At 67.5% G+C, this 24880-nt stretch carries 22 protein-coding genes; 16 read left to right on the top strand and 6 right to left on the bottom strand.

Features of this window, described 5'->3' with window-relative positions:
- Positions 1 to 252: 252 nt before the first annotated feature.
- From SX243_15075 to rimO, 5 genes are all read right to left on the bottom strand, one after another.
- Positions 253 to 840 carry a hypothetical protein gene (locus SX243_15075; GenBank protein ID MDY7094292.1) on the bottom strand — a complete coding sequence of 196 codons (588 nt, stop codon included), beginning with the start codon at positions 838 to 840 and terminating at the stop codon, positions 253 to 255.
- Positions 841 to 1017: 177 nt separating this feature from the next.
- Positions 1018 to 2247, bottom strand: a complete 1230-nt coding sequence (locus tag SX243_15070) for a M24 family metallopeptidase (protein ID MDY7094291.1) — start codon at positions 2245 to 2247, stop codon at positions 1018 to 1020.
- 326 nt (positions 2248 to 2573) lie between these two features.
- Positions 2574 to 2903, bottom strand: a complete 330-nt coding sequence (gene trxA, locus SX243_15065; GenBank protein MDY7094290.1) for a thioredoxin — start codon at positions 2901 to 2903, stop codon at positions 2574 to 2576.
- Positions 2904 to 3062: 159 nt separating this feature from the next.
- The gene (locus SX243_15060; protein MDY7094289.1) at positions 3063 to 4037 is read right to left on the bottom strand and encodes a bifunctional riboflavin kinase/FAD synthetase; all 975 of its coding nucleotides are present in this window, start codon (positions 4035 to 4037) and stop codon (positions 3063 to 3065) included.
- 35 nt (positions 4038 to 4072) lie between these two features.
- On the bottom strand, positions 4073 to 5587 hold the full coding sequence (rimO, locus tag SX243_15055; protein ID MDY7094288.1) for a 30S ribosomal protein S12 methylthiotransferase RimO: 1515 nt from the start codon (positions 5585 to 5587) through the stop codon (positions 4073 to 4075).
- 150 nt (positions 5588 to 5737) lie between these two features.
- Between rimO and SX243_15050 the strand changes: the two genes are divergently transcribed.
- The 16 genes from SX243_15050 to SX243_14975 all read left to right on the top strand — a co-directional run bounded on the left by SX243_15050 (position 5738) and on the right by SX243_14975 (position 24429).
- The gene (locus SX243_15050; protein ID MDY7094287.1) at positions 5738 to 7189 is read left to right on the top strand and encodes an amidohydrolase family protein; all 1452 of its coding nucleotides are present in this window, start codon (positions 5738 to 5740) and stop codon (positions 7187 to 7189) included.
- Complete coding sequence (locus tag SX243_15045) at positions 7186 to 8820, top strand: amidohydrolase family protein (protein ID MDY7094286.1); 1635 nt, start codon at positions 7186 to 7188, stop codon at positions 8818 to 8820. Before SX243_15050 ends, SX243_15045 begins: the two co-directional genes overlap by 4 nt.
- Positions 8820 to 10151, top strand: coding sequence for an amidohydrolase family protein (locus SX243_15040; GenBank protein ID MDY7094285.1), 1332 nt, complete (start codon positions 8820 to 8822; stop codon positions 10149 to 10151). The genes SX243_15045 and SX243_15040 overlap by 1 nt, the downstream gene beginning before the upstream one ends.
- Complete coding sequence (locus SX243_15035; GenBank protein MDY7094284.1) at positions 10148 to 11230, top strand: polyprenyl synthetase family protein; 1083 nt, start codon at positions 10148 to 10150, stop codon at positions 11228 to 11230. The genes SX243_15040 and SX243_15035 overlap by 4 nt, the downstream gene beginning before the upstream one ends.
- Before the next feature lie 65 nt (positions 11231 to 11295).
- Positions 11296 to 12564, top strand: coding sequence for a hydroxymethylglutaryl-CoA reductase (locus SX243_15030; protein MDY7094283.1), 1269 nt, complete (start codon positions 11296 to 11298; stop codon positions 12562 to 12564).
- A 12-nt stretch (positions 12565 to 12576) separates the two neighbouring features.
- Positions 12577 to 13755: a hypothetical protein gene (locus SX243_15025; GenBank protein ID MDY7094282.1), complete on the top strand. Its 1179-nt coding sequence runs from the start codon at positions 12577 to 12579 to the stop codon at positions 13753 to 13755.
- Entirely contained in the window at positions 13752 to 14765 is a 1014-nt protein-coding gene (gene mvaD, locus SX243_15020) for a diphosphomevalonate decarboxylase (GenBank protein ID MDY7094281.1), read from the top strand. Before SX243_15025 ends, mvaD begins: the two co-directional genes overlap by 4 nt.
- A 3-nt stretch (positions 14766 to 14768) precedes the next feature.
- Entirely contained in the window at positions 14769 to 15587 is an 819-nt protein-coding gene (locus SX243_15015) for an isopentenyl phosphate kinase (GenBank protein ID MDY7094280.1), read from the top strand.
- Positions 15588 to 15601: 14 nt separating this feature from the next.
- Positions 15602 to 16537, top strand: coding sequence for a squalene/phytoene synthase family protein (locus SX243_15010; GenBank protein MDY7094279.1), 936 nt, complete (start codon positions 15602 to 15604; stop codon positions 16535 to 16537).
- Positions 16538 to 16704: 167 nt separating this feature from the next.
- A complete protein-coding gene (locus SX243_15005) occupies positions 16705 to 18717 on the top strand; it encodes a M1 family metallopeptidase (GenBank protein ID MDY7094278.1) in 2013 nt (670 codons plus the stop codon).
- A complete protein-coding gene (locus SX243_15000; protein MDY7094277.1) occupies positions 18714 to 19802 on the top strand; it encodes a hypothetical protein in 1089 nt (362 codons plus the stop codon). Before SX243_15005 ends, SX243_15000 begins: the two co-directional genes overlap by 4 nt.
- A 60-nt stretch (positions 19803 to 19862) precedes the next feature.
- Positions 19863 to 20762 carry an acyl-CoA thioesterase II gene (gene tesB, locus SX243_14995; protein ID MDY7094276.1) on the top strand — a complete coding sequence of 300 codons (900 nt, stop codon included), beginning with the start codon at positions 19863 to 19865 and terminating at the stop codon, positions 20760 to 20762.
- Between the two features lie 124 nt (positions 20763 to 20886).
- Positions 20887 to 21903, top strand: a complete 1017-nt coding sequence (locus tag SX243_14990; GenBank protein ID MDY7094275.1) for a TauD/TfdA family dioxygenase — start codon at positions 20887 to 20889, stop codon at positions 21901 to 21903.
- A gap of 72 nt (positions 21904 to 21975) precedes the next feature.
- On the top strand, positions 21976 to 23703 hold the full coding sequence (locus SX243_14985) for a hypothetical protein (protein MDY7094274.1): 1728 nt from the start codon (positions 21976 to 21978) through the stop codon (positions 23701 to 23703).
- Between the two features lie 76 nt (positions 23704 to 23779).
- Complete coding sequence (locus SX243_14980; GenBank protein ID MDY7094273.1) at positions 23780 to 24025, top strand: hypothetical protein; 246 nt, start codon at positions 23780 to 23782, stop codon at positions 24023 to 24025.
- The gene (locus tag SX243_14975; protein MDY7094272.1) at positions 24022 to 24429 is read left to right on the top strand and encodes a type II toxin-antitoxin system VapC family toxin; all 408 of its coding nucleotides are present in this window, start codon (positions 24022 to 24024) and stop codon (positions 24427 to 24429) included. Before SX243_14980 ends, SX243_14975 begins: the two co-directional genes overlap by 4 nt.
- 22 nt (positions 24430 to 24451) lie before the next feature.
- On the opposite strand, the gene SX243_14970 is transcribed toward SX243_14975, so the two are convergent.
- A partial coding sequence (locus SX243_14970) for a zinc-binding dehydrogenase (protein MDY7094271.1) occupies positions 24452 to 24880 on the bottom strand: 429 nt, incomplete at its 5' end.

Raw genomic sequence — 24880 nt, 5'->3', positions numbered from 1 at the left:
CTCCTCCATCGAAGAGCTGCGCACCAAGGCACGGATGGTCCGCATCTCCAACGCCGGCCTGCGGGAGAGCCATCCCCACGACGTCCACATCACCAAGGAGTCACCCAACTACTGGGTCGAAACCTGATCGATCCGTCACCGCGGACACCTCTCCGCGGCGTGCTACTCAAAAGCCCCCTCCCGGTGGAACCGGCGAGGGGGCTTGGTATTTACAGACCCGTGTCCTTCGAACAGGCTCTGGATGAACGACCGCTAGTAGCGGCGATTGCGCAGGCAGACGTCGTGATCGTGATGCCGGCCGTAGCGGTTCCAATGGCCGCGGTCATAGGACGGTCCGCGGTTGCGGTAGCGCGGTCCCCGGTCGTAATAGCGACCGTTCCCCCGATAGCGCGGCCGGTGGTCGTCGCGGTAGTAGCGGTCACCGTAGCCATCCCGATAGCCATAGTCCAAGCGCGGGGCGTAGGCCGAGAAGACCTGCCGGGGGTGGAATCCGTAGCGCGAGAAGTGGTGACGGATCACCGGGCAATCCTGGTGGTGGTAGTAGTAGTCCCGGGAGCGGTAGCAGGCGTCGGTGCATTTGTAGCCCCGATAGCGGATGGGGTGATGGCCGCGGACGAAGTAGTCGCCGCCTCGCCCACCGCTGCGCAGGCCGATGCTGAACTGCAGGCCGCCGATGCGGAACGAGGTTCCGAAGGCCAACCAGCTGCGGTCATGATCCGCGTGGGCTTCCGGCACGAGGCCCGGAACCATCATCAGGGAAAGAGACAAGAGGGTGATGACGAAGGGTTTGGCGACTTTGTGGTGAAGGGTGTTGCGGTTGAGAACGTTGGGTCTGAACATGATCCGTACCTCCTTGGAGAAGGTATAGATCAAGATGCGTGCCAGGTCCGTAAAGACCCATGAATAAAGGGTTCTCTCCCCATCGAGCTTCGCCTCCCCAGGGCGGGCCGAAGGCTATCTCGGCCAGTTTCGTCCACTATCGAGGACGCCCGTAGAGCTCTCTCCCTCGGGGCTCTCTCAGACCTCTTCCAGCCAGGCTCGTGGATCGAGGGCGTAGGGCCAGGGAGTGAGGTTCTCCGGACCGTCCGGCCCCAGTCCCACCAGATCCTCCAGTCGAACTCCCCAGCCCCCTTCCGGTTCGTAGAGCCCCGGCTCCAGGGTCAGCACGTCCCCCGACGCCAGCCGCCCTTCCCGCTCCCCTGCCGTCTCACGAAAGCTCGGTAGCTCGTGGAGCTCGAAGCCGGTGCCATGACCCAGATTGTGGACGTAGCCGGTGACCGTCCCCGGTTCGCTAATGGGAGTGGCGTAGCCGTGGCCACCGAGGATCTCGCAGGTCCGCTGCTGGAGCTCCCACCCGCGCTGGCCCGGAGCCACCGTGCGGTGCGCTTCCTGCAACGCCTCGAGCACCGCCCCGTGGGCCCGCGCCAGCTCCGGCGGCGGCTCCCCGACGCAGAAGGTGCGGGTGCAGTCGGCGTAGAGCAGGCCCTTTGGATAGAGGTCGACGATGAGGGACTCCCCCCGCCGCAGGACCCGGGTGTCGGTGCCGGCGTTGTGCGGTACCGCCGACTCCTCAGCCGGTGCCACGATGTTGCCATCGGGCTGCTGCAGACCGCGATCTGCCAGCACGCGACCGATCTCCCGCCGCAAGCGGCCGACGGTGAGGGGCTCGCCCTGGAGGATCAGCTCCCCGTTCTCCCCCTCCCCCGCCGCCGCCAGCAACGCCGCCACCCGTCGGAAGGCGACGCCGGTACCCTCGGCGGCGCGGCGGATCTCCTCCACCTGGCGCTCGCTCTTGGTCTTGCGATAGCGCTCCAGGAGGCGGTGGCCGGAGAAAAAAGCAAAGCCGTCCGCCTCCAGCCGCCGGCAGGCTTCGAGCACCACGCCGGAGGCAAAGTGCCCCGCCAATGCCACCTTCCCCGGCGTCATCTGGGCTCGCAGCAGGGCCTGCCCCAACACCGCTGCCAGATGCTCGCCGGGATCGCTGAGGGTCTTGTCCCAGCGCGGGATGTCCAGCTCCTCGGGAGTGAGCAAAGGCAGGCCGGTCGCCGCCGCCTCCTCCCGCTCCATGGGCGTGAAGAAGCCCAGCTTCACCTCTCGCCGCCGGCGGTTGGCCACCAGCAGGCTGGAACGCACGTGGGCTCCACCGGCGAAGGGAGCCATGTCAGGATCTTCGGCGCTGGCCGCCACCACCAGCAAACCTTCGAGATTCTCCGCCTCGAGATCCGCCATCAGGGGGTCGATGTACATTGAGTTCCTCCGCTCCTATTGTGCCCAATCGAGCCGCGAGCATACCGCCCAACGGCCGCCTACCCGAATAGCGGACGGAAAAGACCTGGGCCTTCGCTCATTTTTCTTCTCATGGCCTCCACAGGCCGGCAAGGTGCCGGCGCTCCCAGGGCTCGATCCGAGCCGATCCACGGCTGCCTACCCGAATAGCGGACGGAAACGAGGCGGATCTTCGCTCATCTTTCTCCCTGGGCCTTATTCGGGCACGAAAAAGCCGCCGCGCGGAGACCGCTGCGGCGGCTGGATCGTTGGCCTCCCCATGGGAAATCCCCCTGGGGGGCAGAGCCTCAGATGTTGCGGCTGATGAACTGCTCGAAGGCAGCCTTGGGCATGGCGCCCATCATGCGGTCCGCCACCTCACCGTTCTTGAACAGGAAGAAGGAGGGGATGCTGGAGACGCCGAACTGGCTGGCCAGCTGCTGCTGATCGTCGACGTTGATCTTGCCGATGGTCACCTTGCCGTCCATCTCGTCCGCCAGCTCATCCAGGGTCGGAGCCACGGCGCGGCAGGGGCCACACCAGGAAGCCCAGAAGTCCACCAGCACCGGGGTATCGGAGTTCTTCACCACCGAGTCGAAATTCGAGCTCGTGATCTCGACAATCTTGTTGCTTGCCATATCGTCTAAATCCTTTCTAGTAGATCTTCGCTGCGAGACCCTTTGAGAGACGAGCGGATCGACTCCCGACTCTGTTGGATCTTTCGTCGGACCCTCCCCGCACCGGTGGGCGCGGTGGAGTGCGGACGGAATTCCAAGAGGTCTCTGAGAGCCGGAGAATCAATCCGAATCAATTCCCCCGGCCTGTTGTTTCAAACCTCGACGAGCGGCGAAGAATTCCCGGGTGGCGTCCACGTCTCGGCCGATCTGGGCCGATAGGTCCATCACCGTGGGAAAAATCCTCTCCTCCCGTAGACGCCGGAAGAACCGGATTTCCACCGCCTCGCCATAGACGTCGGAGTTGAAATCCAGCACGTGGGCTTCCACCACCCGCTGATAGTTCTCGTACACCGTCGGCCGGGTGCCGATATTGGTCGAGCATTCGAAGGTGGCGGGAAAGCTCGGGAAGAGCACCTGGCAGGCATAGACCCCGTCCGCCGGCAGCAGCTCCCCTTCCGGCTGTAGATTGATGGTCGGCCACCCCAGGCGCTTGCCCATGCGGTCTCCCCGCACCACGACTCCTTCGATGGCGTGGGGCCGGCCCAGCATCTCCGAGGCCGCTTCCACCCGTCCTTCCAGGATCGCCCGCCGGATGCGGGTGCTCGAAATCCGCTCGCCGCGGGTGGTCACATCGTCGAGGCCGACGGCGGTGAAGCCCAGCTCCTCCCCCATATCCTCCAGCAGCTCCACGTCCCCGCCGCGGCGGTGGCCGAAGACAAAGTCCTCGCCGACATAGACTTCTTCCACCCCCAACCGCCGGTGCAGAAAATCCTCGACGAAGGTCTCGGCGGTGATGCGGGAGAAATCGCGATCGAAATTCACCACCAGCAGCACGTCGACTCCCATCTCGTCCAGCAGCTTGGCCTTTTGCTCCAGGCTGGTGATGCGGGCCGGGGCCTCCTGAGGCCGCAACACCGACAGCGGATGGGGCTCGAAGGTCACCACCATGGCCTGCAGCTCGGTCTCTCGGGCACGCTCCAGGACCTTTTCGATCACCGCCCGCTGACCGCGGTGGACACCGTCGAAATTACCCACCGTGGCAACGCCTCCGGTGGGCAGATCACTGCTGTTGAACGCGTCTCGAACCACCAACATGAACTATGGTCTCGGGAAGGTCTCAGGGGAAGGGGTCATCCAGCGAAGGGTACCGACCCTACCGGGAAGTCTTCCAGGCTCGCCGCGGGCTCTAGCCCCGGCGCTTCCGACGGGCCCACGATCCGCGCCACCAGATCGTCGGCGTAGGCCTCGGTGATTTCCACCTGGGCCAGCGTTCCCGCCGGCGCGAAGCCGTCGTTGATCAGGATGCGGCCGTCGATATCCGGCGCCATGCCCCGGTGACGGGCCTGCAGCAGGTGCTCCGTCTCCTCGCAGACGCCTTCCACCAACACTTCGAGGACATCCCCCACCAGCCTCTGGCGCAGCTCCTTGGCGATGGGCTTCTGCACTTCCAGGAGCTTCTCGTAGCGGCGACGGGCCACGGAACGGGGAATCCGCCCCTTCAGATCCGCTCCCGGCGTGCCCGGCTCGGGACTGTAGACGAAGGCACCGAGGTGATCGAAGCGCGCCTGCTGGATGAATTCCACCAGGTGCTGGAAATGCTCCTCCGTCTCCCCGGGGAAGCCGACGATGTAGGTGGTGCGCAGGAAGATGTCCGGGGCAAGCTCCCGGGCACGCTCCAGCAGGCGCAGATAGCGCTCCGGCCCGCCGGCGCGACGCATGGCCTTGAGCATCTCCGGGTGGCTGTGCTGGAGCGGCATGTCCAGGTAAGAGCAGAACCGCTCCTCCTGGCCCATGAGCCGCAGCAGCTCTTCGTCCAGCGTCGTGGGATAGGCATAGAGGAAGCGAATCCACGGAATCTCCGTGTGCTCCAGGAGCGCTTCTACCAGCCGGGTCAGGCCGTGGCGGCCGAGGCCCAGATCGAAGCCGTAGCGGGTGGTGTCCTGGGCGATGAGGCAGAGCTCGCGGATGCCCGTATCCTCCAGGTGCCGAGCTTCCTCCACCAGGCTCTCGATAGTGCGGCTGCGGAAGGCGCCGCGCCATTTGGGGATGGCGCAGAAGGTGCATGGATTGTCGCAGCCCTCCGCTACCTTCAAGTAGGCGAAGCCGCGGGTGGTCAGCAACCGCGGCTCGCGGTGATCGAAGACCACGTGGGCCTGAGACGGCGGCGCCGGGCCGCCCCCCAGCTGCACCAACTGCGGAGCCTTGTCGAGGTCGTCGAGCCCGATGAAGCCGTCAATCTCCGGAATCGCCTCCGCCAGCTCCTCGCCGAAGCGATTGACCATGCAACCGGCCACCAGGAGCTTCTCCACCTTGCCTTCCCCGGATTCCCGGCTCTTGCGCGCCGCCACCTCGAGGATGGCGTCGATGGACTCCTGCTTGGCCTCCTCGATGAAGCCGCAGGTGTTGACGATGACCGTGTCCGCTCCCTCCAGGTCCGGCGTGATCTGGTAGCCGGTATCGCGCAGATGACCGAGCATGATCTCGCTGTCCACCCGATTCTTCGGGCAGCCGAGGCTGATCATGCCCACCCGGCCACCCTCCGCCCTGGAAGCGTCGCGGGACGCGGATCGGTGCGGCTGGGTCGTTGCGGCGGAGGGGTCGGAAACGGGACCGCTCGACGGCGGTCGCGGGTCGGAGCTACTCATCCAGCGGAGCATAACAGATCGAAGCTCTCCAAGCTGGGTCTCCGCTAGCTTCCGAGGCGGGCCTACAAGGGTTTCGGACGCCTTCGGTCAGCGCTTCCCGCCGGGATCGGATCTCTGACATACTCTGGCCTCGTCATGCTGAATCGTTCTATGCGTCTCTCTCCGAAAGCTCGCCCGGGTATCCGTCTCGGGGGCGCCGCCGTCGCCTCCCGAAGCACCCTGCCGAGCCTCTTCCTCGCCTGCTTCCTGACCGCTACCCTGGTCGCCTTGCTGGGCTCCCCGTCCGCCACCGCCGAAGCTCGCGAGGCAGAAGCTCCGGCCGTCTGGGCCCTGACCCATGCCCGGGTGGTCACCGCTCCGGGACGGGTTCTGGACGACGCCACGGTAGTGATCCGGGACGGCCTCATCGAAGCGGTGGGCACCGGCCTACAAGCGCCGCCGGACGCTCGCATCGAGGATTTCTCCGGTCTCACCGTCTACCCCGGCCTCATCGACGCCTATGCCGAGCGCTCCTGGCCGGAGGAATCCCATCCTCCCCAAGGCAGCCACGACAACCCGCAGGTGCGCCCTGAGCGCGACCTGGCCCTCTATGGCCATGACGCAGGCTTCGCCAAGCAGCGCCGCAAGGCGGGCATCACCACCGCTTTGGTGGCTTCCGCAGAGGGCGTGCTGCGAGGCTCCAGCGCTTTGATCAATCTCGGTGACGGCGGCCTGGAGCACAATCTGCTCCTCGGCGCGGCGGCCCAACACGCCAGCCTCGAAGCGGCGGAGGGCCGCGACTACCCCAACTCCACCATGGGGGCCGTCGCCCTGGCCCGCCAGAGCTTCCTCGACGCCCGCTGGTATCGCCGGGCTCGCGCCGCCTGGGAGGCGGATCCTGGCCAGCCTCGGATTCCCTACTCCCGGAGCCTGGAGGCCTTGGGACCGGCCGCCCACGGCGAATCGCCGGTCTTCTTCACCGCCAGCGACGTCAACGCCGTAGGCCGGGCCGCGGATCTCGCCACCGAGCTCAACCTGCAGGCGGTGCTGGTGGGCAACGGGCACGAATACCAACAGCTGCCGGCCCTCCAGGCCGCCGGCTTCCCGCTCATCCTGCCCCTGAGCTTCCCCGAGGCGCCAGAGGTCGGTGACGAGGGGCCGGCAGCGGCGGTGGCCCTGGCGGAGCTGCGCCATTGGGATCAGGCGGCCGCCAACCCCGCCCGGGTCCTCGGCGCCGAGCTGACCATCGCTTTCACCACCCATGGGCTGGACAAGCCTGCGAAGATCTTCCCCGCCCTGGCCAAGGCTCGGGAGCACGGTCTGACGGAGGATCAAATCCTCGCCGCCTGGACCACCGTCCCGGCCCGGCTGCTGGGTCTGGAAGACCGGCTGGGCACCCTCGATGCCGGCAAATGGGCCAATCTGCTGGTGGTGGAAGGCGAGCTGTGGACCGACGAGCCGAAGCTCCAGGAGGTGTGGATCGACGGCCGGCGCTACTCGCTGGAGGACGACGGAGGCGGCGGTGACAAGGCGATGCAATGGACCCGCCGACCGCCCTCGGGCATCGGAGCGAGCGCCGAAGCCGCCACCCGAGCCGGCGCCGCGGCGGGAGGTGCATCATGAACCGCGGCTCACTGATTCTGACCGGGCTGCTGACCGGCCTCGCACTGCTGCTGCCGGGCGTTGCCCAGGCCCGCACTGGCCCTACCCACACGATCCCTGCCCACACGATTGACCCCGAGGCTTGGCGCTCCACCCCGCCGGAGAATCCCGGGGTGGTCTTGGTGCGCGGGGCCACGGTGTGGACCCAAGGACCCGACGGCATCCTCGAAGACGCCGACCTGCTGGTGCGGGACGGCCGCATCGAGGCGGTGGGCCAGGGTCTCGACGCCCCGGGCGATGCTCTGGTGGTGGACGCCGCCGGCAAGCATGTGACGCCGGGACTCATCGACGCCCACTCCCATATCGCCATCGACGGCGAGGTCAACGAGAGCACCCACATCGTCACTGCGGAGGTGCGCATCCGGGACGTCCTCGACCCCGGGCACATCGCCATCTACCGCCAGCTCGCCGGCGGCCTCACCAGCGCCAACATTCTCCACGGCTCCGCCAACGCCATCGGGGGTCAGAATGCGGTGATCAAGATGCGCTGGGGTGCTGATGCCGACGGCCTGCTCTTCGAAGGCGCTCCGTCGGGGATCAAATTCGCCTTGGGCGAGAATCCCAAGCGCAGCAACTTCCGCCGCCCCGGCCCACCGCGCTTCCCCACCACCCGCCCCGGTGTCGAGCAGGCCATTCGGCAGGCGCTGGACGATGCCCGGGCCTATCGGGAAGCCTGGGAGACCTATCGGCAAGCGGACGACCGCGCCACCCGCGTGCCGCCGCGGCGGGACGTGCAAATGGAAGCCCTCCTGGAGGTGCTCTCCGGCGACCGCCTCGTCCACGCCCACTCTTACCGCGCCGACGAGATTCTGATGCTGCTGGGGGTGGCGGAGAGCTTCGGCTTCCGCATCGCCACGCTGCAGCACGTGCTGGAGGGCTACAAGGTGGCGGACGAGATCGCCGCCCACGGTGCCGGCGCTTCCACCTTCACCGATTGGTGGGCCTACAAATATGAGGTCATCGACGCCATTCCCTACAACGGCGCTCTGATGCACGAGCGCGGGGTGGTGGTCTCCTTCAACTCCGACAGCGACGAGCTCGGCCGGCGGATGCAGCTGGAAGCCGCCAAGGCGGTGCGCTACGGCGGAGTGGACCGCGCCGAAGCCCTCGACTTCGTGACCCTCAACCCGGCCCGCCAGCTGGGCATCGAGGATCGCGTCGGCAGCCTGGAGGCCGGCAAGGACGCCGACTTCGTGATCTGGAGCGGCGATCCCCTCTCCACCGCCAGCCGCTGCGACGAGACCTGGATCGACGGGCGCAAATACTTCGACCGGCAGGAGCACCTGGCAGCGTGGAAAGAGCTGGAGGCGGAGCGGGAAGCGCTCCTCGCCAAGGTCCGCGCCGCCACTCCCCCGGACGAGCCGCCGGCGGATGCCGGCGCCGGGGAGGACGCGATGGGCTCCGAGGAAGGCATGGAAGTCAACCCCGGGGAGGAGCTCGAGATCCCGGACAACGTCCAGCCTCCGGAGGACCTGGAAGGCTCCAACCCTCCACGGCAAGAAACGCCCGCCCCGCAAGAGGCGCCTTCGCAGCAGGAAAGCAACCCCGAGGCCAACCCGCCTCCGAGCTCCCAACCCCGGGAGGTGCACTGATGACCCGCCTGCGAGCCCTCGGAGTCCTCCTCCTGGCCCTCTCCACAATCTCCACCGGGGGACCCGCCGACGCCCAGGAGCCCTTCACCGCCCTGGTGGGCGCCACCGTCCATCCGGTGAGCGGACCGCCCCTGGACGGCGCCACCGTGCTGGTCTCCGGGGACACCATCCAGGCCGTCGGAAGCGATCTGGAAGTCCCCGCCGACGCCTCGGTGGTGGATCTCACCGGCCGTCACCTCTACCCCACCTTCATCGCCGCCCACAGCGTTCTGGGCTTGGTGGAGGTCAACAGCGTCCGCGGCACCGTCGACACTCGCGAGACCGGCGATCTCAACCCGGCGCTACGGACCGAGGTGGCCTTCAATGCCGATTCCCGGCTGCTGCCGGTGACCGTCTCCGGCGGCGTGCTCTTCGCCCACGTCGTACCCAGTGGCGGTCTGCTGGCGGGTACCTCGGCGGTGATGCGGCTGGAGGGATGGAACTGGCGCGGCATGACCGTCCGGGCCCCTGTCGCCATGCACCTCCAATTCCCCATCTACGAAGCGCCGGAAGAGTCCTGGTGGGGGGAACCCAAGACCCAGGAAGAGGTCGACGAGGACCGCAAGGAAGCCCTAGAGCTGCTGAACAAGACCTTCGATGACGCCCGCGCCTACCGCAAAGCCCGCGCCGCCCATGACGACGGCCGGGGGCCCTGGGTGGCCTACGACCCCAATCTGGAGGCTCTGCTGCCGGTGCTCGACGGTTCCCGGCCCCTCTTCCTCCACGCCGCCGAGCATCGCCAGATCGAAGGCGCCCTCGAGTGGGCCCGGGAGGAGGGACTGGAGAATCTGGTGCTGGTCAGCCGGCAGGACGCCACCGCCTTCGCCCAGCGCCTGGCGGAGGACGAGATCCCGGTGATCCTCGCCGGCGTGCTGCGGGAACCGGAGCGGGATTGGGAACCTTACGATGCCGCCTTCACCGCCGCTGCCCGACTGCACGAGGCCGGTGTGAAGCTGGTGATCGCCGACTCCGGCTCCACCTTCGGCGCCGCCAACACCCGCAACCTGCCGTTCCACGCCGCCATGGCGGCCACCTTCGGGCTGCCCCGGGACGCCGCTCTGCGAGCCATTACCCTCAGCGCCGCCGAGGTGCTGGGGGTGGCCGAGCGCCTGGGCTCCCTGGAGGCCGGCAAGGAAGCCAGCTTCGTCATCACCGACGGCGATCCCCTGGAGATCACCACCCGCATCGAAGCGGTTTGGTCCGCCGGCCGCCCGGTGGACCTCGACCAGGATCCCCAACGCCGTCTCTACCAGCGCTATCGCCAGCGCCCGACCGCACCGAGCCAGCCGTGAGCACTGAATTCGATGCCTTGATGGCCCGCTTCCGGGATCGCCTGGAGGGCGAGTTGAATCAATTCCTCGCCGCCCAGCGCCAGGCGAGCCTGGAGCGCACGCCGGAGGCCGATGCCCTGCTGGAGCAACTCCGCGGGCTGGTGCTCTCCGGCGGCAAGCGGCTACGGCCAGCGCTGGTCTACTTCAGCTATCTGGCCTGTGAGGGAGCGGAGGAAGCGCGAGTCCTGCCCGTGGCCATGGCCACCGAGCTGCTCCACACCTATCTGCTGATCCACGACGACATCATGGATCACGCCGATACCCGGCGCGGCCACCCCACCTCCCACGTCCACTTCCGGGACCGCTATCTGCGGGAGGGATGGCCCGGCGGCGAGGACGAGGCCCGGGAGTACGGCAACTCCATGGCGATCCTCGCCGGCGACGTGGCCCACACCTACGCCGACCAGCTCTTCGCCTCCGTGGAAACGGATCCGGAGCGCCGCTTCAAGCTCCAGCGCATCTACTACTCCATGTGCCGGGAGGTCATCGACGGCCAGTATTTGGAGCTCCACATGGGCCTCGGCGGGGACCCCTCGGAGGACGACCTGCGGCGGGTGCTACGGCTCAAGTCGGGCCTCTACAGCGTCGAGCGACCGCTGCAGCTCGGCGCCATCCTCGCCGGCGCCGGCCCGCGGCGCTACGAGGCCCTATCCCACTACGGCAGCGCCATGGGCGAGGCCTTCCAGCTGCAGGACGATATCCTGGGCATGTTCGGCGACCCCAATGCCGTCGGCAAACCGGTGGGAGGCGACCTGCTGGAGGGCAAATTCACCTTCCTGGTCCATCACACCCTGCGGCTGGCCTCGAAGGCGGACGCCGACCGGCTGCGCCAGGGCCTGGGCCAGCGCGACCTGCCCCAACAAGACGTCGAGGATCTGTGCGCGGTGATCCGTTCCAGCGGCGGCCTGGCGGCGGTGGAGGCGATGGTGGAACGGCGTAGCCGGGAGGCCCGGGACGTGATCCAGGGCCTGGATCTGGCGCCGGCGGGCAAGGCCTTTCTCCTCGGCCTCATCGGTTACCTCGGCGCGCGCAGCCACTGATCCCCGGCACCCCTCGTACCCCGCGGGGACGAGCCAAGAGGGTCAAGATACGGGAGAGCGAAGATATGAGCGACCCATCATCTCCTGGTCCGAATCAATCTTTGGACGAAGAAGCTCTCGTCGCCGAGCTACGGGACGGTAAACGACGCTTCCACGCCCTGCCGCCTGCATTGGGAGCAGAGCGCGCCGCCGAGCTCCGGCGCCGGGCCCTGGAACAGATCACCGGCGCCGACCTCGGGCACTGGGGCCATTTCTCCCTCGACGCCCGCCGCGCCAGCACTCGCCATTGCGAAAATTTCCTCGGCGCCGTGCAGGTGCCGGTGGGCATCCTAGGACCACTGCCGGTGCGCGGCCAATACATTGACGACGATGTCTTCGTTCCCCTGGCCACCACCGAGGGGGCTCTGGTGGCCAGCGTCAACCGTGGCTGCGCCGCCATCCGCGAGGCCGGCGGCGCCAAGCTGTGGGTGGAGGACGCGGGCATGACCCGGGCACCGGTCTTCCGCACCAGCGGCATCGACGAAACCCGCCGCTTCCTCCACTGGCTGAAAGAGAACCACGGCGAGATCCGGCGCGTGGCGGAGGCCACCAGCAATCACCTGGAGCTGCGGGAGGTCCGCCCCTTCGTTTTCGGCACCAGCATCTTCCTGCGCTTCTGCTTCGGTACCGGCGACGCCATGGGCATGAACATGGTCACCATCGCCTGCGACCGGGTGGTCCACGACCTCATCGAGCCCGCCACGGGCATTCAGTGCTCGGCGCTCTCGGGCAACTATTGCTCGGATAAGAAGCCCGCCCAGATCAACATCCAGGAAGGCCGCGGTAAGAGCATCCACGCCGAGGTGCGGCTGCCGGAAGAAGTGCTGGCGTCGAAGCTCAAGACCGACGCCCACCGGCTGGCGGAAACCCAATACCGCAAGAACCTCCTCGGCTCCATCGCCGCCGGCTCCAAGGGCTTCAACGCCCAGGTCGCCAACGTGGCGGCGGCGTTCTTCATCGCCACCGGTCAGGACCCCGCCCACGTGGCGGAGGCGGCGGTAGCGCTGACCTGCATCGAAGCCCAGGACGACGGCTCCGCCCTGGCCTCCCTCTTCCTCCCCGACGTGCCCCTGGGCGCCGTCGGCGGCGGCACCGCCCTGGCCACCCAGGCGGCAGCCCTGGAGCTCTTGGGAGTGCGCCCCGACCCCGAGCATCCCGGCGCCGCCGTCGGTCGCCTGGCGGAGATCTTCGGCGCCACCGCCCTCGCCGGCGAGCTGTCGCTGATGGCCGCCCTCACCTCCCGCGACCTGGCCGGAGCTCACGAGCGCCTGGGCCGGGGCCGCCAAGGCCGCTAACCAACCCCATCCATGTCCCGCGCCGCCGCCTCCGCTCCCGGTAAGGTGATCCTGATGGGCGAGCACGCCGTGGTCTACGGCTGCCCGGCGGTGGTGGCAGCCCTGGACCTGCGGCTCACCGCCACCGTCGAGATCGCGCCCCGGGCAGCGAGGGGAGCTGATCTAGGGCCCGGGGAGGTGGAAATGCAGCTGCCCCAGCTCTCCTGGCACCAGCGGCTGCCCTGGAGCGAGCTGCGGTCCTACGCCCGGGGTCGCAGGACCGCCTGGCAGCGCTACGCCCGGGACCCGAGCCCCGAAGCCTTCGCCGCGGTGCGCGGGGAGAACCCATCTCATCTGGTGTGTATCGCCCTGGGGGAAGCGGCGGACTCCCTCGGCCTCCGGGAGCCGCCGTCCCTGCGCATCAGCCTCTCCTCCGCCATTCCCCTGGGTTCCGGCTTCGGCAGCTCTGCTGCTGCCGCCGCCGCCCTCCTCCACGCGTTCTTCAGCGCCCTCGGTGAGAGTCCTTCTCTAGAACGCCTGGAACCCCTGGCGCTGGAGGTGGAACGGCGGCAACACGGCAACCCCTCCGGCGTCGACACCGCCACCGTCCTTCACGGCGGCCTGGGCTGGGCTCGACGCCAGGAGCAGGGAGTTCAACGGCGGCCGCTGCCAGTGGCCGAGGGAGCGCTCCGGGGCCTGCGCATCTTCGACTCCGGTCCGCCAGCGGAGGATACCGGCACGGCGGTGGAGGCGGTCCGCCAGCTGCGCCAGCGGGAAGGGGACGCCTTCGAGCACCGGCTACGGCGCATGGAAGCCTTCACCGAGAGCTTCTGCCAGGCTCTGGCAGTCGGCGGCGGGGCGGTCGGCGGCAAGGCGTCCACCGGTCCGGGAGTAGCCCACGACGGGGACGCCTTGATCCGGGCCATGAGCGGCTTTCAGCGCTGCCTCGAGGAGCTCGGGGTGGTGCCGAAAGGGGTCCGGGACATCGTCCGGGCGGTAGAGCACCACGGTGGCGCCGCCAAGATCTCTGGTGCCGGCAGCCTGGGCGGTCCCGGTGCCGGATCTCTGCTGGTGTATCATCCACAGCCGGCGGCCATGGACTCCTGGCCTTGCTTGGCGCCGCTCACCGCCTACCCCGTATCCTTGGGCGCCGAGGGCGTACGAAGCGAGTCCTGGCCCACCGCAGAACCCCACCAGCGAAGGAAATCGTGAGCCAAAAGCACACCGTCATCTCTCCCGCCAATATCGCGTTCGTCAAATATTGGGGTGCCCGGGACTTGGAACGGGCCATCCCCGTCCAGCCGTCCATCTCCATGACCCTGCGCAATGCGGTAAGCCACACCACCGTCGAGGCCTCCGACGCCAGCGGCCCGGACGAGGTGCTGGTGGCAGCGGAAGACGGCACCCTGGCGCCGGCACCGCCGGCCTTCCAGGAACGCATCCTCCCCCACCTGGAGCGTCTGCGCCAACGGGCCGGCAGCACCGCCGCCCTCAAGGTGGCCACCCGCAACAGCTTTCCCTCCGCCGCCGGCATCGCCTCCTCCGCCTCCGGCTTTTCCGCCCTCACTCTGGCCACCGCTGGCGCTCTGGGCCTCCACCTCGAGCCGCGGGAGGCTTCGGTGCTGGCGCGCCTCAGCGGCTCCGGCTCGGCTTCGCGGTCGGTGATGGGAGGCTACGTGGAATGGCCCGTCGCTTCCCACGGCGAGGAGTCGGACGAGGCCGCCGCCGCCCAGATCGCCGACGCCGGCCACTGGCAGCTTGCGGATGTCATCGTCCTGGTGGAGACGGGCCCCAAGGACGTCTCCTCCCTGGGAGGCCACCGGCGAGCCACCACCAGCCCTCACTTCGCTCGCCGCCAGGAGCTCTTGCCCGGGCGCCTGGAGGCGGTGCGGGACGCGATTCGGCGCCGAGATCTGGACGCTCTGGGCCCGGTGGTGGAGGAAGAGGCGGTGGAGCTGCACCTCATCACCATGTCTTCCAAGCCGCCCATCTTCTACTGGCAGCCCGCCACTCTGGCGGTGATGGAGGCGGTCCGCCGCCTGCGGGAGGAGGGCCTCTCCGCCTGGTACACCATGGACGCCGGCGCCAACGTGCACGTGATCTGCGAGGAGACCGCCGCCGCCGCCGTGGCGTCTGAGCTGCGGGGGGTGCCCGGCGTCCGCGGCATCCTCCCCGACGGCGTCGGTGCCGGCCCCCGAGTCTCGGACGAGGATCTCTTTTAGACCATGGCCGCCGCTGCCACCACCGCCGACGGCGCCGCTCCGCCTCTGACGCTGATCAAATGGGGCGGCAGTCTGATCACCGACAAAACCTCCGCCGAGACTCCCCGTCCGGAGATCTTGCAGCGGCTGTCGGAGGAGCTGGCGACGGCGGTGCAGAAGCAGCCCGGTGCGGTGATCCTGGGTCACGGTAGCGGCTCCTTCGGCCACGTAGCGGCCCGGCGGCATCGGCTGCAAGGTCCCCTCGAAGATCCGCTGCAAAGGGCCGGGGTAGCTCCGGTCCAATGTGCCGCCCATCGTCTGCACCGACTGGTGGTAGAAGCCCTGCTGGCCGCCGGCGGTCGCCCTTACTCCTACCCCGCCGCCACGGCCCTCGTCGCCCACGAGGGAGAGCCCGAGGCCGTGGCTGGGGAGGCGTTGGAGCTCGCCCTGGAGCTGGGGATGATCCCGGTGACCGGCGGCGACGTGGTGATGGATCGCCGCTGGGGCGCAGCGATATGCTCTACCGAGGCGGTGCTGGAGGCGCTGATCCCGGTTCTCCGCCGGCCGGTGACCCGCATCCTCTGGCTCGGCGAGACCGCCGGCATCCTCGATGCCCAGGGCTCCACGGTGCCGACGGTCACCGCCGACAACCTGGACGCCGTCCGGAGCGCCCTGGGGGACCCGCGGGGTACCGACGTCACCGGCGGCATGAATCTACGGCTCGCCACCGCCTGGCGCCTAGCCCGGCGGGGGATCCCGTCCCTCATCGCCGACGGCGGCGAGCCCGGACTGTTGGCCCGGGCCCTGGCCGGCGAGACCGTTGCAGGTACGTGGGTGGAATAGCGAGGAGAATGACCATGACCGACCTCCAGGACTTGCTGGTCAAGACCAGCCGCACCTTCGCCATGTCCATTCCCTTGCTCCCGGAGCCCACCTGCTCCGAGGTTCGCCTGGCCTACCTTCTCTTCCGTATCGCCGATACATTCGAGGACTCCACCGCCTGGTCCCGGGAGCGACGAGTGCAGGCCCTGGAACGCTTCATCGCCCTGCTGGCGGCGCCAAACGCCGACGAAGCCCAGCGGCTGGGGCGGACCTGGACCGAGGATCCGCCGGTGGACCACGACGGCTACCTCGAGCTGCTGGCGGAATTTCCCGCCGTCATGGCGGCGTTTTGGGAATTGGATGACGACGCCCGGGAGCTGGTGCGGGACCACACCGCCCGCACCGCCGAGGGCATGGCCGGATTCGTCCAGCGTATGGACGACGACGCCTGTCTGCTCCTCGAGGATGTCGACGACCTGCGGCGCTACTGCTATGTGGTGGCGGGCATCGTGGGCGAGATGCTCACCGAGCTCTTCTTGCTCCACAGCCCGGCCCTGGACGACTCCGCACCCTTCCTCCGCGCCCGGGCGCGGGCCTTCGGCGAGGGCCTCCAACTGGTCAACATCCTCAAGGACTCCGCCACGGACCGGGTGGAAGGCCGGCGCTATCTGCCCAAGGGGGTCGAGCGAGAGGAGATTTTCGCCCTGGCCCGAGGGGATCTGCGGGAAGCCGCCACTTACGTCCAAGCACTGCAGGACGGCGGTGCTCCCCGGGGCGTCGTGGAATTCTGCGCCTTGCCCGTGCTCCTCGCCTTTGCCACCCTCGAGCGGGTGGAGGAAGAGGGTCCCGGTGCCAAGATCAGTCGGCCGGAGGTCTTCTCCATCGCCCAGGCCATGACCGAGACCCTGGACACAGAGCAACCCCTATTCCCGGCCCTGCGCCAGAACTCCTCCCCCACAGCCAGCTCTTGAAACCCTAAGCCCACTCCCAGTGATCGCAACAGCCCTGGTGACAGCCAAACACCGGCCCTGGTAGAGAGGCCGGTCCCCATCGAGACGCCCACGCAGCCGAGATGCCAAACGCAGTCGAGAGGCCCCTCGTATCGTCGAGAGGCTCAACTTAGTCGAGAGGAAAGCTCATGCACTCTGATCCCCTGTCCCGCCTCGTCCTCGAGCTACGCCGCGGAGCCCACCGGGTTCCCGCAGCCGCCCTTCTGCTCCTCACTCTCTTCTCCGCCTGCGCCGGCCCCGGCGACGACTCCTCCGAGGCCGGCATCGGCGACAGCACGCCGGCGGTGGTGGACAGCCAGAGCTTCGCCCGCCCCGACCAGGTGGCAGTGCGAGAGCTGGCCCTCGATCTCGACGTCGACTTCGACAACCGGCGCCTGGAGGGCACCGCCAGCCTGCACCTCGACCGCCGCGCCCCGAATGCGCAGGAGCTGGTCCTCGACACCCGGCAACTGGAGATCCGCAAGGTCACCCTCGGTGACGGTCAAGAGGTGGACTTCACCCTCGGCGAAGAGGTGCCGCTGCTGGGCCAGTCCCTGACCATCCCCATCCAGCCGGACACCGAGGTGGTCCACGTGGAGTACGCCACCTCCCCCGACGCCATCGCCCTGCAGTGGCTGGAGCCGGAGCAAACCGCCGGCGGCGAGCACCCCTTCCTCTTCACCCAGAGCCAGCCCACCTTCGCCCGCACCTGGATTCCCCTTCAGGACACTCCCCAGGTGCGCCTGACCTACAAGGCGACGGTTCGGGTACCGGCGGAGCTCCTCGCCCTGATGAGCGCCAGCAACCCCCAGCAGCGCTCCAGCGACGGGATCTACCGCTTCGAGATGCCCCAGGCCATCCCCTCGTACCTCATCGCCCTGGCGGTGGGTGACCTGAGCTTCCAATCCCTCGGCGAGCACACCGGCGTCTACGCCGAGCCGCCGGTGCTGGAGGCCGCCGCCTGGGAGTTCGACGACACCGAGGCCATGCTCACCCGCGCCGAGAAGCTCTACGGCAGTTACCGCTGGGAACGCTTCGACATCCTGGTGCTGCCGCCCAGCTTCCCCTTCGGCGGCATGGAGAACCCGCGGCTGACCTTCGCCACCCCCACCATCATCGCCGGCGACCGTTCGCTGGTGACCTTGGTGGCCCACGAGCTCGCCCACTCCTGGTCCGGCAACCTGGTGACCAACGCCACCTGGGAGGATCTATGGCTCAACGAGGGCTTCACCGTCTACTTCGAGCGCCGCATCATGGAAGAGCTGGAAGGCCGTCAGTACTCCGAGATGCTGGCGGAGCTGGGCTATCAGGATCTGCAGGCAGCCCTCGAGGAGTACGGACCCGAGAGCTCCAAGACCCAGCTGCACCTGAAGGTTGGACAGGAGGACGACCCCGACGAGGTCTTCTCCGACATCGCCTACGAGAAGGGCTACTTCTTCCTGCGCACCATTGAGGAGACGGTGGGCCGGGAGCGTTTCGACAACTTCCTGCGCACCTACTTCGACCGCTATGCCTTCCAGCCCATGGCCAGCGATCAATTCGTCGCCTATCTGCGCCAGGCGCTGGTGTCCGGCGATGACTCGCTGGAGGAAGCTCTGCGCATCGACGAATGGGTCTACGAGCCAGGCCTCCCGGCCAACGTCTCCGAGCCCGCCCCGGACGCCTTCGAAGGCGTCGACCGGCAGCTGGCGGCGCTGGCGGCGGGTACGGCCCCCGGCCAGATCGACCGAACCGGCTGGACCACCCACCACTGGCTGCACTTCCTCAGGAACCTCCCCGAGGATCTCACCGCCGACGACCTCGCCCGGCTGGACAAAGCCCTGGCCTTCACCCAGGCGGGCAACGCGGAGATCAAGAACGAGTGGTTGCAGCTGGCCATCGCCCACGACTATGCAGCCGCCTATCCGGCTCTGGAGAGCTTCCTCACCAGCATGGGCCGGATCAAATTCCTCGCGCCCCTCTACCGCGCTCTGGCGGAGACCGAGGAAGGCCGAGCCCGCGGCCTCGAGATCTACCAGCAGGCCCGCCCCCTCTACCACCCGCTGGCGGTAGGCGCGGTGGATCACATCCTGGGCTGGCAGCAGCAGGATTCGGCGACGGAGACGCCGGACGAGGGCACCGAAGCGGCCGAGGAGGCGCCCCCTCAGGAGGACGCGGCATGAGGTCGGCGGTGAGGCTCCCGCTGGCCTTCTCCTTCCACCTCCTCTGCCTCGGCGGCCTGCTGACCTGCCCCTTCCTCTCGGCGGCCGAGGTAGCAGCCGCCGAAGGGGTGACGCAGGAAGCATGGCCCGAGGATCTGGAAGCCCGAGAGCCGGTGCTGGAGACTCATCACTTCACCTTCTACTCCCACTTCGGCTTCAATCTCTACGACGCCCTGCTCACCACCGCTACGGGACAGCTCAAGGATCGAGAGGACCCGCTGCGGTCCACGGAATGCTTCGCCGACCTCGGAAAGTCCCAGCGTGCCGGCTGGGAGGCGGCGGTGGACTATTTCGCCGACACCGTCGCCGCCACTTCCGACTTCAGCACCGAGCGCTTCGTCCTGCGCTCCTATCTGGCGAACCTGGACATCGACTTCAGCGCCGAGTCCCAGGAGTACCGCCGCGTCTCCATCCTCCTTCTGCGCGCCGCAGCCCCCGCCTACCGCACCTGCCGGTGGCCCGAGCAGGATGCCGCCAACCGACGCTGGATCGCCGAGCTCGGCGGTCGTCTGAGCCAGCACGGTGACGCCATCGCCGGCCGCATCACCGGCTGGATGGGAGCCTCCTGGCGCCAGCTGCCCATCCCCGTCGACATCGTCGAAACCGTCGGCTGGGCCGGCGCCGACACCATCGGCCGACCCAAAACCCACATCCAGATGAGCAGCACCAACCCCGGGTATCAGGGCTACGACGCCCTGGAAATGATTTTCCACGAGGCCAGCCACGAACTCCTCTCCGGTCGCTCCGGGCCGGTGGCGGAGATGATCCGGGAAGCCTCCGAGGAAACCGGTATCGAGACCCCCCGCAGCCTCTGGCACGGCATCCTCTTCGTCACCGCCGGCGAAGCCGCCCGGGAAGTCCTGGAGGCCGCCGGCGAAGGCCCCCGCCAACCCTACGCCGAAGCCCAAGGAGTCTTTCGCGGCCATTGGCAGCCTCTCTGGCAACCTCTCCAAGATCATTGGATGCCCTATCTGCGCGGCGAGACCTCCGCTGCGGAGGCGCTGCGGAGGGTCCTCATGGCTCTGGACGAACCGTCGGAGGGTTGAGCAGCCACCGCCCAGCCCACCCCCTCGATTCCACTCGCAAGCTGATCAAAGGAAGTTTCCGTGCAAGATATTCTCAAGGACCTGATCCACTTACTTTCCCTCGAAAAACTCGACACCAACCTCTTCCGCGGCGAAAGCCGGGATATCGGCACCTCCCAAGTCTTTGGTGGCCAGGTGCTGGGGCAGGCGCTGTCCGCCGCCAACAACACCGTCGAGGGCCGGGTAGCCCACTCCCTCCATGCGTACTTTCTGCGCAAGGGTGATCACGACTCCCCGATCATCTACGAGGTCGACCGCCAGCGGGATGGCCGCAGCTTCACCAGCCGCCGGGTGGTGGCGATCCAGCACGGGAAGCCGATCCTCAACCTCGCTGCATCGTTTAAGATCCCCGAACAAGGCCTGGAGCACCAATCGAGCATGCCCCAGGTTCCGTCGCCGGAGTCCTTGAAGGATGTCACCGAATACCGCCGCCAGCTCCAGGAACGCATGCCCGACGGCAAGGTGCCCCGCTACCTGATGCAGGAGCGGCCCTTCGAATTCCGCCCGGTGCAGCTGCCCCAATTCCTCGACCCTGAGCCCCGGGAGCCCCGGGCGAGCGTCTGGTTCAAAGCCGTCGGCGAGCTCCCCGACGACGATGCCCTACACCGCGCCATGCTCGCCTACGTTTCCGACTACTACCTCATCGCCACCGCCACCCGGCCCCACGGCACCTCCATCTTCGATCCGCGGCTACAGATCGCCAGCCTCGACCACGCCCTGTGGTTTCAGCGTCCTTTCCGAGTCGACCAATGGCTGCTCTACGAGATCGGCAGCCCCAGCGCTACCGATGGCCGCGCCCTGTCCCGGGGCAAGATCTTCGACCGGGAGGGGCAGTTGGTGGCGGTGGTGGCCCAGGAGGGGGTCATGCGCCTGTGGCCCGAGCCCGAGCCCGAGGACAAGGACAAGGACAAGGACAAGTGAGCGCGCCGACAACCCCCGAAGGGATGAAAGGTCGGCGGCGGAGTGATACCTTGGACGAGCTTCGGTCCGAAGCCACCGACTCCTGAAAACCTGGCAGAAGGCCGTCGAGAGAGGGAGGAGAGCTGTGGCATTTCAAGAACAGTACGGCCCCGCAGTTTGGCGTGGTTCGGAGCTGGCTCAGCGAGAAGACTGGCAATATCGCCTGACCTCCGCTGAGGTCGAGGAGCTCGACACCGCCCTAGGCGTCGTCACCGAGAGTGGCATGCCGCTGGAGGAAATCCGCCGAGAGGACTTTCCCCTACCCACTCTCGGAGAGCGCCTGAAGACCATCCAATACTCCTTGGAGCACGGCTCCGGCAGCTTCTACCTGCGCGGCTGGCCGGTGCACCGTTACAGCTGCGGAGAGCGGCGCCGGGTCTTCTGGGGACTGTGTCAATATCTCGGCACTCCCGTCTCCCAAAGTGCCGCCGGACAGAAGATCTTCCCGGTGCAGGACGCCGGCCACGCCGTCGATCACCCCAAGGCCCGCGGCCCCAACACCCGCAAACAACTCCGCTTCCATTGCGACCGCTGCGACGTCATCGGCTTCCTGTGCGTACGCCAGGCCCTGAGGGGCGGCGAGAACTACCTGGTCAGCGCGCCGGCGGTGCATAACGAAATCCTGCGGCGCCGGCCGGATCTGCTGGAAGAGCTCTACCGCCCCTGGTTTTACAAGACCCACAACGTCGACCTGGCCAACGACGATCCTTGGTGTCGCCAACCGATCTTCGCGGTCCACGACCACCGCTTCGTCGGCTACGTGCTGCGGGTGCTCATCGACCGCGCTTACGAGCTGCCGGAGCTGCCGGACATGACGCCCCGGCAGCGGGAGGCCCTGGACTTCCTCGACGCCGTCTGCGCCGAGCCGGACATGCATTTCCAGCTGCGCCAGGAGCCCGGCGACATCCTCTTCGTCAACAACTTCCTCAACTTCCACTCGCGCTCCGCCTTCGAGGACCACGAGGATCCGCAGCTCAAGCGGCTGCTGTTGAGGATCTGGCTCTCCATGCCCAACAGCCGGGCCCTGCCTCCCCTCTTCGCCGGCAGCTTCGGCAACACCGGCGCCGGAGAGCTTCGGGGCGGTATTCACCCGCAGCCGTGATCCCTGGATCATGCCGAGCTGCCCCGGACGTCGTCATCGGTGGTTCATCTAGGCCATGAGAGCCTTCGCCCCATGACCGCGCCACAATCCAGCCAACGAGCTCGGAGCGGTGGATTGGGGGAGCGCTGGATGCTCTGGTTCTTCTTCCTGGGCATCTTCCTCCTCCTCTGCGCCCTCCGCCTGCCCCTGGCCGACTACCCCATCCGGGATGTCGACGAGTCGGTGAGCGCCCTCATCGCCGTCGAGTGGCTGGAGGGAGGCGTGCCCTACCGCGACGCCATCGACCAGCGTGGTCCGGTGACCTACATCCTCTACGCCCTGACCTTCCTGGTGGCCGGGCAGCACAATATGTTGGCGGTGCATTGGGTTCTACTGCTCTTGATCTTCGGCGGCTGCCTCCTGCTCTTCCGGTTCGCCGCCGAGCTGGGAGGAGAGCGGCTCCCGAGTCCTCACAACATCCCTTCCCACCAAGCTCTCGACCTACCCACCGGCTATCTGGCAGCGCTACTCCTCGCCGTCTGCTCCTTTACCTATCGCCGCAGCCAGATGCTCGCTTTCCACACCGAGTGGCCGGTGATCATCCTCAGCACGTTGGGCATGTGGTGGGTCTGGCGGCGCCTCCAACAGTCCGCCGCCGGTCGCGTGCCGGAGCCGGCAGTCGTGGGCAGCCTCTTCCTGGCGGGCCTGGCTTTTGGCGGCGCGTTTCTCTCCAAGCAGCCGGCGGTCTTCGACGGCGCCGCCGCCGGCGGCTTTCTTCTCGCCTGGCAGTGGCGTTGGGGCAAGCTCTTCCACCGTCAGACTCTGCTGCGAGCCACCGCCCTCGCCGGGGGCTTCTTCACCGTCCTGGGCCTGTGCATCGGCTATTTCGCCTTCGCTGGAGCCCTCGGCGATTTCTATCTCTACTTCTGGCAATACAACGTCGAGCACTACACCGCGGTAATCCCGGCGGCGGACCGGCTGCACGCCCTCGATCCCTTTCTCCACCGCCGCCACTACCTCACCGCCAATCCCCTGCTCTTCCTGGCCTGCGCCCTGGCTCTGGCACGGGTGGTTTCAGCGATCTTCGAACGCGGACGGCGGGCGGTGAACACGCGCTTCTTCCTGGTCCTATGGCTCCTGGCAGCCTATTTCGGCGCCTCCTACAGCGGCCGCAATTTCGGTCATTACTTCATCCAGATCCTCGCGCCGGCCTGCCTGCTGACGGCGCTGCTGCTGCGCGAACTGTGGCTCCGTGCCGGCGGCGGAAAGGAGTCCGCCTCTAGAGCCTGGACCCTCGGCCGACGCGCTGCCCTGGTGGCTCTGGTGGTGGTCGGCCTCGGCTACTCGGTGCACCGCTTCGGGGATGACGCTGCCCTCGCAAAGCTGGGGGAGCCGCCGCCCCGGCCCGGCGCTCAGGAGGCTCTGGTGGAGCACCTCCAGCGCAGCACCAGCCCGGAGGATCGCATTTTTGTCTGGGGTTACAACCCGGAGATCTATGTTCTCGCCCACCGCCGCCCCGCCACCCGTTACAGCAACACCAACTACCTCACCGGCATGCTGCCGTGGGAGAACCACGCTCCGGAGATCGACACCTCGGAGCACATCGTCGACGGCGCCTGGGACATCCTGATGGCGGAGCTCGAAGCCACCCCGCCGGCGGTGATCATCGACACCGCCATCGGCAACCACCGCTACTACCGCAAATATCCCATCGAGGACTTCCCGCGCCTCGAAACCTACCTACACCAGCACTACCTCTACTCCACCACCGTTCGAGACCACCGGGGGCGGCCGTATTACAACGTGTATCGGAGGAAGTAGGTCCCTTCGATTACTCCACGCCCCCCTAGCAAACATCATTTCGCATGCGTTATGATGAGAACAAAAGGAGAGCGGAATGGCATCGCTACAGATTCGTGAGCTGCCGGAGGAAATCTACGAGATGCTTACTTGGCGGGCCGAAAAGGAAGGCCGAAGCCTGGCCCAGCAGGCCATCATCGAGCTACGCAAGATTCCGGAGCTAGAGGCCCGTGAGCAGCGGATGGCTGCCATCCAGCGAATGCGGAAGAGGCTGGAAAAGCAGGAGGCGCGAAGAGTCCAGACGCCTCCCGAGGAGTTGATCAGGGAAGATCGGGACCGATGAGACCGAGGCTGATCATCGATGCCTCGGTCGGAGTGCACTTAGCCCTAGGTCTCGAATCGACCGGCAAGATCCTGGACATCCTGGAAGACACGGCCCTGCTAATGGCTCCAGGCCTCTACTTCACAGAGGTAGCCAACGCACTCTGGAAGTATGTCGCTCACGAAGAGATCGAACGGGACGAAGCGGTCCTGCTGCTCACTGATGCATGCAGCTTGATCGACCAGCCCATTAGCCATCATGCTTTGACCGAGGAAGCTCTGGTCGCTGCGACCGCCTACCACCATCCCGTCTACGACATGCTCTACGCCGTTCTGGCTCGCCGCCACGGCGCAGGAGTCCTAACTTTTGACCGCCGGCTCCGCAGAGTCTTGAAGAGGATGGGTGTAGAGATCATCGAGATTTGAGTTCTTGATGGGGACAGGATGGTCACGCCCCCGACTCCTCCTCCGCAACCTGCACCGCCACCTTCCCCAGCACCCCACCTTCCCGCAACGCCGTATAGGCCTCGGCGATCTGATCGAAGGGGAAGACACGGTCGATGACCGGCTGCAGCTCGCCGCGGGCCATCAACGGACCGGCAAACTCTTGGAAGGCGCCCACCAGGCGGGCCTTGTCCTCGCGGGAGCGGCTGCGCAGGACGGAGCCCCGCAGGCTCAGCCGCCGGCGCAGGATGTCGGCGAGATCCACCTCGGCGCGGGCGCCGGCCATCAGTCCCACCAGCACCAGACGGCCACGAGGGGCCAGGGCCTTGAGATTCCTCGGCAGGTGCTCGCCCCCCACCAGCTCGAGCACGACATCCGCGCCGCTACCGGCGGTGAGCTCGCGGACTCGCTGGTGAGGATCTTCCCCAGCGAG

The sequence above is a fragment of the Acidobacteriota bacterium genome (assembly GCA_034211275.1).
Lineage (GTDB): Bacteria > Acidobacteriota > Thermoanaerobaculia > Multivoradales > JAHZIX01 > JAGQSE01.
Note: the sequence above shows the minus strand (reverse complement) of the source record. Positions and strands in the feature narration are given on the sequence as shown.